This is a genomic window from Flindersiella endophytica, from assembly GCF_054779015.1.
In genome coordinates this window covers 321,189-334,661 of record NZ_BAAGYY010000028.1, presented here as the reverse complement: position 1 = coordinate 334,661, position 13,473 = coordinate 321,189, and the positions used below count along the sequence as shown (strand labels likewise).

At 69.7% G+C, this 13,473-nt stretch carries 10 protein-coding genes; 5 read left to right on the top strand and 5 right to left on the bottom strand.

All coding sequences use genetic code 11. From position 1 onward, the window contains the following. The first annotated feature begins 98 nt into the window (after positions 1–98). Both ACYVF6_RS35350 and ACYVF6_RS35345 read left to right on the top strand, forming a co-directional pair. Positions 99–1,676: a right-handed parallel beta-helix repeat-containing protein gene (locus ACYVF6_RS35350; protein WP_460527819.1), complete on the top strand. Its 1,578-nt coding sequence runs from the start codon at positions 99–101 to the stop codon at positions 1,674–1,676. A 51-nt stretch (positions 1,677–1,727) separates the two neighbouring features. Beyond that, positions 1,728–2,501, top strand: a complete 774-nt coding sequence (locus ACYVF6_RS35345) for an aminoglycoside phosphotransferase/kinase family protein (protein WP_460527817.1) — start codon at positions 1,728–1,730, stop codon at positions 2,499–2,501. Between the two features lie 33 nt (positions 2,502–2,534). Here ACYVF6_RS35345 and ACYVF6_RS35340 read toward each other — a convergent pair whose 3' ends face one another. From ACYVF6_RS35340 to ACYVF6_RS35330, 3 genes are read right to left on the bottom strand one after another with little or no spacing between them, the layout of a single operon-like run. After that, entirely contained in the window at positions 2,535–3,305 is a 771-nt protein-coding gene (locus ACYVF6_RS35340; protein WP_460527815.1) for an IclR family transcriptional regulator, read from the bottom strand. A gap of 25 nt (positions 3,306–3,330) precedes the next feature. Continuing rightward, positions 3,331–4,992 (bottom strand): thiamine pyrophosphate-binding protein, encoded by a 1,662-nt coding sequence (locus ACYVF6_RS35335; protein WP_460527813.1) that lies wholly within the window; start codon positions 4,990–4,992, stop codon positions 3,331–3,333. Then, positions 4,989–5,750, bottom strand: a complete 762-nt coding sequence (locus ACYVF6_RS35330; RefSeq protein WP_460527811.1) for an SDR family NAD(P)-dependent oxidoreductase — start codon at positions 5,748–5,750, stop codon at positions 4,989–4,991. Before ACYVF6_RS35330 ends, ACYVF6_RS35335 begins: the two co-directional genes overlap by 4 nt. A gap of 225 nt (positions 5,751–5,975) precedes the next feature. On the opposite strand from ACYVF6_RS35330, the gene ACYVF6_RS35325 reads away from it, so the two are divergent. Genes ACYVF6_RS35325 through ACYVF6_RS35315 form a run of 3 tightly spaced genes read left to right on the top strand, consistent with a single transcriptional unit; the run spans position 5,976 to position 9,471 of the window. Next, the gene (locus ACYVF6_RS35325; protein WP_460527809.1) at positions 5,976–6,923 is read left to right on the top strand and encodes an ABC transporter permease; all 948 of its coding nucleotides are present in this window, start codon (positions 5,976–5,978) and stop codon (positions 6,921–6,923) included. Then, on the top strand, positions 6,920–7,975 hold the full coding sequence (locus tag ACYVF6_RS35320; protein ID WP_460527807.1) for a sugar ABC transporter substrate-binding protein: 1,056 nt from the start codon (positions 6,920–6,922) through the stop codon (positions 7,973–7,975). The genes ACYVF6_RS35325 and ACYVF6_RS35320 overlap by 4 nt, the downstream gene beginning before the upstream one ends. Beyond that, positions 7,972–9,471, top strand: coding sequence for a sugar ABC transporter ATP-binding protein (locus tag ACYVF6_RS35315; RefSeq protein WP_460527804.1), 1,500 nt, complete (start codon positions 7,972–7,974; stop codon positions 9,469–9,471). The genes ACYVF6_RS35320 and ACYVF6_RS35315 overlap by 4 nt, the downstream gene beginning before the upstream one ends. A 32-nt stretch (positions 9,472–9,503) precedes the next feature. Here the strand turns inward: ACYVF6_RS35315 and ACYVF6_RS35310 are convergent, their stop codons facing one another. Together ACYVF6_RS35310 and ACYVF6_RS35305 are read right to left on the bottom strand one after the other, a co-directional pair. Next, positions 9,504–11,612, bottom strand: coding sequence for a HelD family protein (locus tag ACYVF6_RS35310; RefSeq protein WP_460527801.1), 2,109 nt, complete (start codon positions 11,610–11,612; stop codon positions 9,504–9,506). A 69-nt stretch (positions 11,613–11,681) separates the two neighbouring features. Beyond that, entirely contained in the window at positions 11,682–13,472 is a 1,791-nt protein-coding gene (locus ACYVF6_RS35305) for a glycoside hydrolase family 36 protein (RefSeq protein WP_460527799.1), read from the bottom strand. Between the last annotated feature and the right edge of the window lies 1 nt (position 13,473).

The window sequence follows — 13,473 nt, the reverse complement described above, 5'->3', positions numbered from 1 at the left end:
ATCTCGCATGCCCGCCACCCTAGCCGATCGCCCGACCAGTGCGCCAAAGTCCACATGGAGCACGCGATCGTCCACGCGAGTCGCTCTAGCTTGGACAGATGAGACTGGGACAGTTGGCGATCGGTGCTGCCCTGACGGCTTGCGCGGTGCTCGGGCCCGCGCCCGTGGCCACGGCGGGAGTGATCTATGAGGCCGAGACCGCTCCGGCCGTGTGCACGGGCACGATCGACACCAACTGGCCCGGGTTCTCCGGCACAGGGTTCTGCAACGGCACGAACGCGACCGGCGCCTTCGCGCAGTTCACGGTCAGCGCGAGCACGTCCGGGGCGGCGTTCGTCGTGGTCAGGTACGCCAACGGCACGACCACTAACCGGCCCGCCAGCCTCGTCGTCAACGGAGAGACGGTTTCCTCCGTCGCGTTCGAGGGGACCGGTGCCTGGTCGACCTGGGCGACGCGATCCGTGGCGTTCTCCGTGCCCACGGGCAACAGCACGATCCGGTTCAGCCCCACGACGTCGGCCGGCCTGCCGAACCTCGACAACATCGACTTCACCTGGGAAAGCCCACCACCGCCGTCCAACGTCCTCTACGTCGCGACGAACGGCAATGACAGCAACGCCGGGACACTGGCCGCGCCCTTGCTCACCGTCCAGCGGGCGGTCGACCTGGCGCAGCCCGGCTACACGATCTTCCTGCGTGGCGGCACGTACGCCCCGAGCACGAACATCCAGCTGCTGAAGAACGGCACGGCGAGCCAGCCGATCACGCTGCGGAACTACAACGGCGAGCACGCGATCATCGACGGCGAGAACCTGCCGCACACGCCGGAGCCGGTCGGCGGGAGCATCCCGCGCCCCGAACGCGGTGCGATCCACATCGAAGGCGACTACTGGCGGCTGGCGGGCCTCGAGATCGTCCACGGTCCGTACGCCGTCTTCGGTCTCGACACCAACAACAACGTGTTCGACCGCCTCGTCACGAGGGACAACTACGAGTCCGGCTTCCACATCCAGGGTGCGTCGAGCAACAACCAGATCATCAACCTCGACAGCTACGGCAACCGCGATCCGCGCAACAGCGGTGAGAGCGCGGACGGCCTGGCCATCAAGGAAGGCTCGGGTACGGGCAACGTCGTGCGCGGCGCCCGGCTGTGGAACAACTCCGACGACGGCCTGGACTTCTGGGAGTTCCTGTCACCCGTCACGACGGAGAACAGCCTGGCGTGGGGTAACGGCTACAACCGCTGGGGCATCCCGGACTACACCGGCGACGGCAACGGCTTCAAGCTCGGCGGCGGCGACGAGGACCTGCCGGCGGCGCATGCCGTACGCAACAGCATGGCGTGGGACAACTCCGCGGGCGGTTTCATCGACAACTCCAACCCTGGCCAGCTGCGATCGGATCGCTGCACGGCCTGGCGCAACGTGGGCACGGGCTTCGACTTCGCCGACGCCGACGGCACGCTGACCGGCAACCTGGCGGTGTCGAACGGTACGAACGCCTCGCTGGGCTCGAACTCCAGCGGCAGCGGCAACTCCTGGGACCTCGGCGGCACGTGGTCGCTGGTGAGCACGGATCCGGCCACGATCACCGGCCCCAGGACCGCCGACGGCTCGATCCCGTCGTCGGCGTTCCTGAGACCGAGCAACGGCGCCAACGTCGGAGCGCGCTTCTAACCGGCCAAAAACAAGTATCGCCGGCGCAGGGCAGCCAGGTATAACCCCAGCATGACCGAAGTGACCCTGCCGGGCGGCAACACCGTCGGCGCGGTGAGGATCGGCGATGTCGTCCACAAGCAGGCCTCGCCTACGACGGCGACGGTCCATGCGTTGTTGCGCTACCTGGAGAACGCCGGTGTCGACGGCGTTCCCAGGGCACTCGGCTTCGACGAGCAGGGCCGCCAGATGCTCACCTACCTGCCGGGCGAGACGATCGGCGGCCGCGAGCCCGGGCCGGCCTGGGTGCACGCCGACGCGTTGCTTCCGCAGGTCGGACGCTGGCTGCGACGCGTCCATGACGTGACAGCCCGGTTCGTCCCACCCGCGGACGAACGGTGGTTCACCGGCGAGACGATGCGGCCCGGCTGGATCATCGGCCACCAGGACGTGGCGCCCCACAACGCGGCGATCGATGGCGACAGGCTGGTCGGCTTCTTCGACTGGGACACCGCGAGCCCTTCGTCACCGGAGGTCGATCTGGCCTTCGCGGCACTGTCCTGGGTACCGCTGTGGGCTGCCCGGCCCGACCAGCAGTCGGGCACCCACGGCTTCGACAACCTCTCCCGCCGCCTGCACATCCTGCTGGACTCCTACGGATACACCGGCGACCGGCACGCCTTCGGGGACGTCGTCGCGCGGCGCGCCCGGCGGCAGGCAAGCGTCATCCGCCAGCTGGCTGAGTCCGGCGATCAGGCGATGGTCGCCATCCTGCATCTCGCCCGCAACCTGGACACCGCGGCGGACAACGTCGAGAAGCTGCCGGCCGGCTTCTGGACACCCTGACTGACGCGCTCGACAACAAACGACGACAGACGCTCAGCCTGGCAGCATCCGGCTGAGCTCGCGTGACAGTGCACGCGCGGCGGTACGTACGGCCGGCGCCAGCCGGTCCAGGTCGAGGCGGTTGGCGTGGCCGGTGATCGAGATCGCCGCCACGGTCCGGCCGCGGCGGTCGCGTACGGGAGCGGCCACCGCTGACACGCCGATCTCGGTCTCCTCGCGGTTGATGCCGTAACCGCGCTCGAGCGTTCGATCCAGCTCGGCGCGCAGCAGCCCGGGCAGCACGATCGTTCGTGGGGTGTAGCGGGTCAGGCCGGCCGCCAGCGCGCGTTGCAGGCACTCCGCGGCATTGTGCGCGAGGAACAGCTTGCCGGTCGCTGTGGAGTGGACCGGCAGGCGGCCGCCCACGCGCGAAACGATCGGCATCGAACGGTGGCCGCTGACCTTCTCGAGGAACAACGTGTGGACGCCATCGAGCACGGCGAGGTGGATGTTCTCGTGCGTCGCCTCGTAAAGGTCTTCCAGGTAAGGCAACGCGGCCTCGCGCAGGCCTCGCGGCCGCGGCGCGCGATGGCCGATCACGAACAGGCGCAGCCCCAGCCGGTAACCCGCGTCGGTGCGTTCGAGCGCGCCCCACTTCACCAGCTCGCCGAGCAGGCGGTACGCCGTCGGCTTGGACAGGCCGGTCCGGTTGGAGAGCTCGGTGAGCGACAGCTCGACGTCGGAGGGGCCGTAGGCCTCGAGCAGGCGCAACCCGCGCGCCAGCACGGACTTCGGAACGTCCGTGGCCGAGCGCTTCGTGCTCATGCTAGGGATCATTGTCTGGAACGGGTCAATTGTGCAAGCGATGTGGGGAGATTTCTGCGTCGATCAGCGTCGGTCGTCCACTGGCCAGCCCGGCAGCGACGGAGTCGCGCAGGTCAGCGGCCCGGTCCACCCGGACCGCGGAGATACCGAAGAGTTGTGCGGCATGCGACCAGTCCAGCGCCGGCGGCGCGAGGTCGAGCCCGACGTAGGCGCCGGCCGCGGTCGAGGCGCTCTTTCGCTCGTCCAGCGTGTCCTTCAGCGTGCGGTACTCGCCGTTGTTCAGCACCACGAACACCACCGGCACGTCGTAGCGCGCAGCGCTCCACAGGCCCTGCAGGCCGAACATCGCGCAACCGTCGCCGATCGCGGCGACCGTCGGCCGGTCGGGCGCGCCGAGCTTCGCGCCGATCGCCGCGCCGATGCCCCAGCCGAGCCCGCCGCCGACCGTGTGCAGGTACGCGCCGGGCCGGTCCTGGCGTACGGCATCGCGGAGCCGGAGCCCGGTCGTGATCGCCTCCTCGACCAGGATCGCGTCCGACGGAAGCGCCGAGGCGAGTGCGTGCGCGGCCGCCGACGGTTCGATCGGGCTGCTGCCGTACCCGCCCAGCGCCTCTTGCGAAAGGGCCTCTCGCCGCCGAGCCGCCGCCGACCGAGCCGCCTCCAAGCGGGCAGCCGCGCCGGGGATGCTGTCGCCGAGCCAGTCCGCCAGCTGCCGCAAGCTCGTGTTGATGTTGCCCACCAGCCCGAGCCGGACGCCGAAGTTACGCCCGATCTCCGTCGCGTCGCTGTCCAGCTGGACGATGCTCAGCCGGTCGGGCACCGACGGCCCGGGCGTGTAGTGATGCGGCGTGAACGCGTGGCATCCCACCAGCAGCAGCGTGTCGTGCGCCGACAGGTGGTCACGGATCACGGCGTTCCGCGGCGGGAGCATGCCCGCGTACAACGGATGCGTGGTGGGGAAGTTGACGGAGTCGTACATCGGCTGCTGGTAGACGGTCGCGCCGAGCCGTTCGGCGACCCGGACCAGCCCGTCCAGCGCACCCTCGCGGCCCACGCCGTCGCCGGCGACGACAGCCGGCCGCTCGGCGGAGGCCAGCAGGTCCGCCGCCCGCTCGATCGCGCTCTCCGGTGCGGGACCGAGCTGCGAGAGCGCCGAACGCGGCGGCACCGGCACGCCGTCCGGCTCCTCGAGCACGTCCATCGGAATGGAGACGAACACCGGCCCGGCGGGCGGCTGCACGGCCAGGTGGAACGCCCGCCGGAGCGCCAGCGGCAGGTCGTAGGCATGCTGCACCTCGACCGCCGACTTGGTGGCGGCCGACGCCATCGTGACCAGATCGCCTGCCAGCATGGGATCCTGCGCCAGATGCCGCCGATCCTGCTGCCCGGCGGTGACCACCAGCGGCGTTCGCGAGCGCTTGGCGTTCAGCATGCCGATCAGCCCGTTGGCCACACCCGCGGCCGCGTGCAGGTTGACGAACGCCGGGCGTCGCGTGACGCGGGCGTACCCGTCGGCCATCGAGACGACGGCTCCCTCGTGCAGGCCCAGCACGTAGGTCAGGTCGGGTGCGTTGGTGAACGCGTCGATGAACGGGAGCTCGGTCGTGCCCGGGTTGCCGAACACCCGGCTGACCCGCTCGCCGCGCAGGATCGAGAGGAGGGCGTCGATCGGCTTCAGCGAGCTCAATGGAACGCCGATCCGCCGTCGACGTTGATGGTCTGGCCGGTGAGGAAGCCGGAGCCCTCGTCGCATACGTACAACAGGGTCGACACCAGGTCGGCCGGCTGCTCGGTCGCGGGCACGAGCTGGAGCGAACGCACCCGTTCGAAGCCGCCGTGCGCGCCGGTCGTGCGTTCGGCCGTGGCGGTGTTGGTCAGGCCGGGGGCGATCGCGTTGACAGTGATGCCGTGGCCCGCGACGGCGCTGGCCAGCGCGCGGGTGAAGCCCACCAGCCCGGACTTCGACGTGGTGTAGGCCACCAGGTCGGGCGGCCCGAGGAACACCACGGCAGAAGCGATGTTGACGACTCGCCCCCACCCGGCGGCCTTGAAATGGGGGAGCACCGCCTGGGTCGTGAGGAACGGCCCTTCGAGGTTGAGCTGCATGATGCGCCGCCAGTCCTCGAGAGTGGTCTCCTCGAACGCGATCGGCGGATACATGCCGGCGTTGTTGACCAGGATGTGCAGCCCGCCGAAGTGCTCGGCGGCCTTGCCGACGGCCAGCGTCACGGCCACCGGATCGGTGACGCTGGCCGGGAGCCCGAGGAACTCCCCGCCGGCAGCCTCGACGCGGTCGGCCGTCAGGGAGAGGTCGGCGATGTCGAGGCCCACGACCGGGTGGCCATGCATGGCGAGGGCGACGCTGAACTCCTGCCCGAGCCCCTGCGCCGCACCGGTCACGACGGCGACCCGCCGCGGTCGCCCGTCCTGGTGTGATCCAGTCACGTGCGGCAGCCTGCGTGAGCCTCCGGATTAGCGCAAGCCGTCGATTTCACCTGGTGAAACGAGTCTCTTGTCGGACAGCTGTGATCTCTCGCATGCTCACGTTCACTGCCCAACCCTAGGAACCGGACGGTCATGGCTGCGACGCCCCGTGCGACCAGGTCGCGTGTCGACGACCCGGACGAACCGTATGTCCGGACTCGCCGCCGGCCCTGGTACCGCCGCCTCGTGCGGGAGGAGCTGGGTGTGCTCGCGGTGCTGGTTCTCCTGCTGGCCGGCGTGGGAACCGCCCATCCGGAGTTCCTCCGGCTGGGAAACCTGTTCTCGACCGCACAGAACGCCACGTACGTGGGACTGATGGCGTGCGGCATGGTGTTCGCGCTGACGATGCGCGAGGTCGACCTGTCGGTGGGCGGCTTGTTCGCGATGGGCATCGTCGTCGGCGCGGTACTCATCCGGGCTGGGCTGTCGCCCTGGCTGGCAGCGGTCATCGTGCTGGCGATCTCGGCCGCACTCGGCAGTGTCAACGGTCTCCTGACAGCGCATCTCAAGTTGCCGTCGTTCATCGTCACGCTCGCCACCGCGATGCTGTTCCGTGGTGTCGGCCTGGCGCTCGCCGACGGCAAGCAGATCGGCGACCTGCCGGAGACCAACTCGTTCTTCACCATCGTCGGCGGGGACGTGCTGGGCGTGCCGTTCGGCCTGCTGGTGCTGCTGGCCGCGGTCGCCGTGCTGGCGATCGTCTTCACCCGCACCAGGTTCGGCGGGCGCGTCCGGGCGATCGGCTCGAACCCGGAGGCGGCGGCGTTCACGGGCATACCGATGTTGAGTACGCGCGTACAGGCGCTCACGCTGTCCGGGCTGATGGCCGGGCTGGCCGCCGTACTGCAGCTGGCGTTCTCGGCAGCGGCGGATCCGTCTGTAGGACAGGGCTACGAGCTCACCGCGATCGCGGCCTGCATCATCGGAGGGACACCGCTTTCGGGCGGGCGTGGCTCCGTCGTCGGGGCGGTGGCCGGCTGTTTCATCCTCACGGCCGTGTCGTCCGCCCTGGTGTTCTTCGAGGTCCCGATCAACTGGACCACGTTCGCCACGGGCGCCGTCATCCTGATCGCGGTGGCCGTCGACGTGCTGATCCGCAGGTTGCGAAGCCTCGGAAGGGCAGGAAGCTCATGAGAAAGCACCTACTCCTCGCTGGTGGGCTGGCTGCCGCGCTGCTGCTGGCGGTGGCCTGCGGTGGGGACACCGGGGCCGACCCGAACCGAAAGCTGAAGCTCGGCATCGTGGTCGCCAACAACAGCCTGAACTTCGCCCGCGAGATGTACGAAGGCGCGACCGAGGCGGCCAAGCACGCCGGCAACGTCGACTTCAAGGTCGTCGGCCCGACGACGACCGACGGGCCGGCGGAGGTGCAGCTGTTCGAGAACCTCACCGTGACCTCGCCCGACGGCATCATCGTGGAGAACCTCGCGCCGCCGCTGTTCACCCGGCCGGAGGCCCGGGCCGTCGGCAAGGGCATCCCGATCGTCGCGCTCGACACCTCGCCCACCGAGGGCAGCAAGGTGAACTTCTACGTGGGCAACGACAACTACGAGCTCGGAGCGCTGCTGGCGAAGGAAACCCTCGAGAAACTGGGAAACGACGCCAAGGGCCTGGTCGTGATCGGCGTGCCGAACCCCGGCACGCCCGTACTGGACAACCGCGCACAGGGCATCAAGGACACCTTCGGCAAGGAGGCGCCGGGCGTCAAGGTGCTCGGGCCGTTCCAGACCTACAGCGACCCGGCGCAGAACTACAACGCGTGGCTCGCGCAGGTGCACGCGCATCCGGACGCGCTGGCGTTCCTCGGCGTCGGTGACGCCGACAGCTACGACCTGGCGAAGATCAAAGAGAAGGAGCACGGCGAATACCTGACGGCCGGGTTCGACGTCGATCCGAAAACCCTGCAGGCCATCAAGAAGGGCACGAACTTCGTCGGTCTCGATCCCGCCCACTTCCTCAAGGGCTACGTCGCGTCGGCGGTGCTCGCCGAACGGGTCAAGGCCGGCAAGGACCTGCCCGAGGGTTGGTTCAAGACGCCGGGAATCGTGATCGACCAGAGCAACATCGACGAGATCATCCAACGGCAGAAGTCGCCGCAGGAAGCGTACAAGTGGTACAAGCCGCAGATCGACGAGCTGTTGAAGGACTACGAGGGCAAGCTGAAACCGTTGCAGGACGCCAGATGAGCATGCTCGTCGCCTCCGGGCTCGGCAAGCACTACGGCGGTGTGGTCGCGCTCCGGTGTGCGAACATCACGCTGAACCCGGGCGAGGTGCACGGCCTGGTCGGTGAGAACGGTGCCGGCAAGTCCACGATGGTGAAGATCCTCTCGGGCGTGCTGCGTCCGGACACCGGCCGGCTGGTGCTCGACGGGCAGGCCGTGGAGTTCGCGAACGTACGGCAGGCCGCGCAGCTCGGCGTGGCGATGGTGTCGCAGGAGCTGACGACGTTCGACGACCTGACCGTGCTGGAGAACCTCTTTCCCCTGGGCGTCGCGAATCGGCTCGGGCTGCTGCGGCGCCGGGAGATGGAACGCGAGGCGGCGCCGGTGCTCGACGAGCTCGGACTGGACGTCCCGTTCGACGAGCGCGTGGCCGCACTGACGCTGGCGGACCGGCAGTTGCTCGAGATCTGCCGCGCGCTGCTGCAGTATCCGCGTGTGCTGATCCTGGACGAGCCCACCTCGGCGCTGCCGGCGGAAGCGGTGGCCCGCCTGGAGCGCACGGTCCGGCGGCTGGTCGAGCGCGGGCTGGCGGTGCTGTATATCTCGCACTACCTGGAGGAGCTGCTGCGGATCGCCAAGCGTATAACGGTTCTGCGGGACGGCCGGATCGCGCTGGCCGCCGCGCCGAGGACCGGTGTCAGCCTCGACTCGCTGGTGAACGCGATGCTGGGCGACGCAGCCGAACCAGCACCCGCGGCCGCGCTCGGCCCGCGGGCCGTCGGCGACGCCGTCCTCACGATCGACGACGTGACCGTGCCTCGGCGGCTGCGCTCGGTGTCGTTGACGGTCCGCGGCGGCGAGATCGTCGGTGTGGCGGGGTTGCAGGGCGCGGGACACGAGGCCGTGCTCGACCTGATCTGCGGCCGGCTCCGGCCGGGCTCCGGAGTCGTACGGCTGCCCGGCGGTACGTCGCCGCGATCGCTACGGCAGGCGGTGTCGGCAGGCGTCGGCTACATCTCCGGCGATCGGTCGGGCCGCGGGCTGATGCTGGACAAGACGCTGTGGGAGAACGTGACGTCAGTGGCGTGGCTGGCGCTCGGCCTGGGCGGGCGGTTCGAGCGGCGTAGCCGGTTCGTGGCGCGGACGGCGCGGCTGGCGGGCCGGCTGGCAATCCGCGGTGACCCGTGGGCACCGGTGGCTGAGCTGTCGGGTGGCAACCAGCAGAAGTCCGTGTTCGCCAAGTGGCTGGACGCCGAACCGTCCGTTGTCGTCCTCGACGATCCGACCCGTGGCGTCGATGTGGGCGCACGTGCCGAGATGCACGGGATGATCCGTGAGCTGGCGGGGGAGTCGAGAATCGTGGTGCTGGCGTCGACGGACCTGGCGGAGCTGGCCGGGCTCTGCGACCGGGTGGTGGTCTTCCAGCGCGGGCGGATCGTGGCCGAGCTGGCCGGTGCCGACCTGGCCGAGCAGCCGCTGAGCCTGGCCATGAACGCCGGCCACGCGACGGCCGAGTAGCCACCGCCCCGGCTTCCGGCCGGCCGGTTTCCCTAGTGCGAGATGTGGATCGTGCAGAGTCGTTTGGTCGTGCGGGTCAGCGCGACGTACAGGTCCCGCCGGCCGCTGGGTCGGGCGGCGAGGATCTCTTCCGGTGATACGACGAGGACGGAGTCGAACTCGAGTCCGCGGGCGCTGGAGGCCGGCACGACGAGTGCGGGCTGTGGGCGCAGGGCGTCGGTCAGGCCGGCTGCTTGGTCGTCGGCGCAGATCACGGCGGTGAGCTCACCTGGATGTGCGGCGGCCTGCGCGCGTACCTCGTCGATCAGGGTGTTCAGCAGTGCCGGTGCGGAGATGGTAAGCACGCGGGGATCGGGGCCGTGGCGGAGCGAGGTGCTCAGGATCTGCTCTGGGGCGATCGACGTCAGGAGCTCGCGCGTGGACTCCAGGACTTCGGCGGTCGTGCGGTAGTTGATCGTCAGCGTGTGCAGGTCGAAGCGGGTGCCGACGTGTCGGCCGAGGGCGGACTGCCAGGTGCGGAGGGTCGAGGACGGGCCGGCCTGAGCGAAGTCGCCGACGATGGTCATCGACCTGCTGGGACAGCGCCGCATCACCATGCGCCAATCCATCTCGGTGAGCTCCTGGGCCTCGTCGACCACGACGTGTCCGTAGGTGCGGCCGGGTGGTCCGTCGAGCAGCTCGCTCGCCTCGTCGAGCAGTGGCAGGTCGGCAGCACTCCAGGGTTGATGCGGGTCTGCGAGCAGGTGGGACCGTTCGGTTTCGTCGAGGGAGGGGAGGTGGGCCGCCAACGCCGCCGGGTCCGACAGCAGCCCGCGTACGACGTCGGCCGGTGTCAACCTCGGCCAGCACGACTCGATCGCGGCATCGATCCGCGGGTCGTGGAGGAACGCCGTGCGAACCATCTCTCGGTCGAGCTCGTCACCCAGCTCGTCCTGGCAGGTGCCGGCCGGTGCCGTGTCGAATCCGAGCGCCCGCAGGTCGGCCGCGACGGCCTCATCGAGATCGAACCCGACGAGGTCGGCCAGCTCGGCTTCGAATCTCTGGATGCTCTCGGATGCCTTTCGTTCGAGGGCGTGGACGAGCTCGGCGACGAGATACTCCTTGAACGCCGTCCGGCCCGGATTGTGGGGCAGGCCGCGCGCGGATGCCAGTGCCTCGGCGACCGCCGAACCGTCCAGCTCGATCTGCTCTGTTCCCACCGGGAGAGTGACGGCCTCGGGCGCCGGCCGGTTGGAGCGCACCCAGGCTGCCAGCCCGTCGGCCAGGTCGGCCCGCCCCTTCAGCCGAGCGGCACTGACCGGGACCACCCCCGTCGACTCGACACCGGCGAGTTCGTCGAGCGTTGCCAGGCAGACATCGTTCTCGCCGAGCGATGGCAGCACGTGTGAGATGTAGTCGAGGAACCTCGGACTCGGGGCGACGACCAGCACGCCCTCCTCGGCGACCCGGGCGAACGCGAAGAGCACATAGGCGGCACGATGCAGCGCGACGATGGTCTTTCCGGTCCCCGGTCCGCCCTGCACCACGGTGACACCGCGGTGGGGCGAGCGGACGATGGCGTCCTGCTCGGCCTGCAGCGTTGCCGCCGCGGCACGCATCCGCCCGGTGCGCTTGGCCGCCAGCGCCTCCGCGAGTGGACCGTCGCCGGGCACGTCGTCCGGCCCGGGTGCCGAGCCGTCCAGAATCTCGTCGTTCAGGTCTCGTACGGTCCGGCCGTTCAGCCGAAGATGCCGCCGTCTGCGCAGACCCATCGGTCGCAGCAACGTCGCCGCGTAGAACGGTCTGGCCGCATCCGCACGCCAGTCAACCAGGACAGGGCTTCCGCCCTCGCCGTCCCGGAGCCCGATTCGCCCGACGTAGACCGTTTCGCGGCCGGCACCGCCGGCCGTGTCGGCCGCGTCGATCCGCCCGAAGCACAACGCCGGCTCTGCCCCGCCGAGGTCGCGCAGCTCGCCGACCAGGCGCCGCGTGGCGACCTCCCGCTCGTACAGGGCGGTCGCGTCTCCGACGGGCTCTCGTAAGGCTTCCGCCAGCTGTGCCTTGACCGCGGCCACTCGGGCATCGAGACATTCGTACATCACCGCCACCCGAGCTTGTTCCTCCGCGATCTGCGTGGAGGTGCTGCTACTCGACTGCGCCACCAGACGGCCCCCTTCCTCCGGCCGTCCATTGTGAAGCAGAACTCGCCACAAAATAAGGCTTGACTTACCTCATCGCGTCAGCCGTAGGTGGAGCAGCCCGCCGACCGGCACGGACACGATGTGGACGCCGGCGGCCAGCTCGACCTGCTTCTCCTCCACCACCCGGCCCTGGCAGTCGTGCACGGTCAGCCGCCGCGTGAGCGGTGTCCGGACGACGAGCGGGACATCGGTGGACGAGTCGGCGTTGGCGACGAAGAGCTCACCCTCCGGCTCGGCGGTCACCGGCAGCGGTCCGTACCGCCCGACCACGACCTTGCCGTCGCCGATCGCGCGTACCAGGGGGTACTGCAGGTCCGGCCGGTACGTCTCGAGCCGTCCATGCTGCAGGACGTCGAGGTGCTCGACGCAGAATCGCAACCAGAACCGCACCACCGCGAGCTGTTCCGGCGTCTGGGTCGTGAGGTCGACCGAGACCTGCGGCACGGCGAACAGCACGTTGACCAGCTGCACGGCCACCTGATCCGCGGGCTCGGCCGGGTGCCACATCATCATGTCGGCATGCACGGCGAGCGGCCCGGCGAGCAGCCGCAGGTCGATCGTGCGCTGCCGGTTCTGCAACGGGCTCAACGGGCAGTCCGACGCGCGGATCATCGTGGCGTACGGCCACAGGCCCGGACTGACGTAGGGCTGCCGCAGCTCGACCAGTGCGTCCTGCGGATACGCCGAGGCGAGCTGGTCCAGGAGCCGGCGGACGCCTTCCACGACCTCGGTGCAGTCGGCCTCGTCCGTGGGTTCCGGCGGATTGTCGACGGCGAAGTGGTCGATGAAGTCGATCTTCAGCCCGTCCATGCCCCATTCCCGGAACGGCCTGGACAGGTTGCGGGCGATCAGGTCGCGGACGGCGGGATAGCGCGGGTCGAGCACGCTGGCGTTCAGATTGTCCTTGTAGGCAAGGGTGTACGGCCGCAGCCGTTCCCACGAGTCGGTGAACCGGCCGGAGAACGGGAGGGAGTACCACAGCATGTACGCCAGGCCCTGCTCGTGCACCCGTTCCACGTGGGCGGCGAAGTCGGGGAACGTCTCGGGGTTGGGCTCCCACTCGCCGACGTAGCCGTAGCCACGCGCCCGGTCGGTGCTGTGCCAGCCGTCGTCGACGATGATCACTTCGCAGTTGAGGTCAGCTGACGCCGACGCCTGGCGCTCGATGTCGGACTCGTTGACGTACTGATGCATGGAGTACCACGTGGAGTAGGCCGGCATCCGCGCCGAACGCGGAACCTCCGCGCGGGAGTAGCCCGCCTCCGCCTGCCACCAGGCGGCGACGCCGGTCAGGCTGTCCCAGAAGGGCTGCCGGCTGACGTCGAGCCGCAGCAGCAGGCCGTCGTCGGGCTCGGCTTCGTGTTCGACCCAGCAGCCGAACGCGCCGGTCTCCTCGATCACGCCGGCCTGCAGTCGTACCGGCCGGATCGCCTCACCGGCGGCGAACGTGCACAGCGCGACGTCGCCGAACCCGACCAGGCTGCCGACCGGCGCGGAGTTGACCAGCGACGAGGTGTGCGGCCGGCCCCAGAACGGAGGCAGGCCACGATGTCGCCCGCTGTCGGGCGTCCAGTAGGCGACGGCGTTGACGCACGGCAGGTGCCAGCCGATCCGTACGGTGCCGGGAGACTCGGGAGTCACCCGGACCTCCGCCACACCGTCGGCGAGCTGACGGACCGTCCAGCTGAGGTTGACGCCGGAAACGGCTTCCAGGCTGAGCTCCGCGCCGTCGACGCTCAGGCCGGTCGGCACCCGGCTGATCGCTCCGGACACCTGGTCATGCGGCTGGTAACCGAACACGGATGGTGAGGTCTGGGGCACC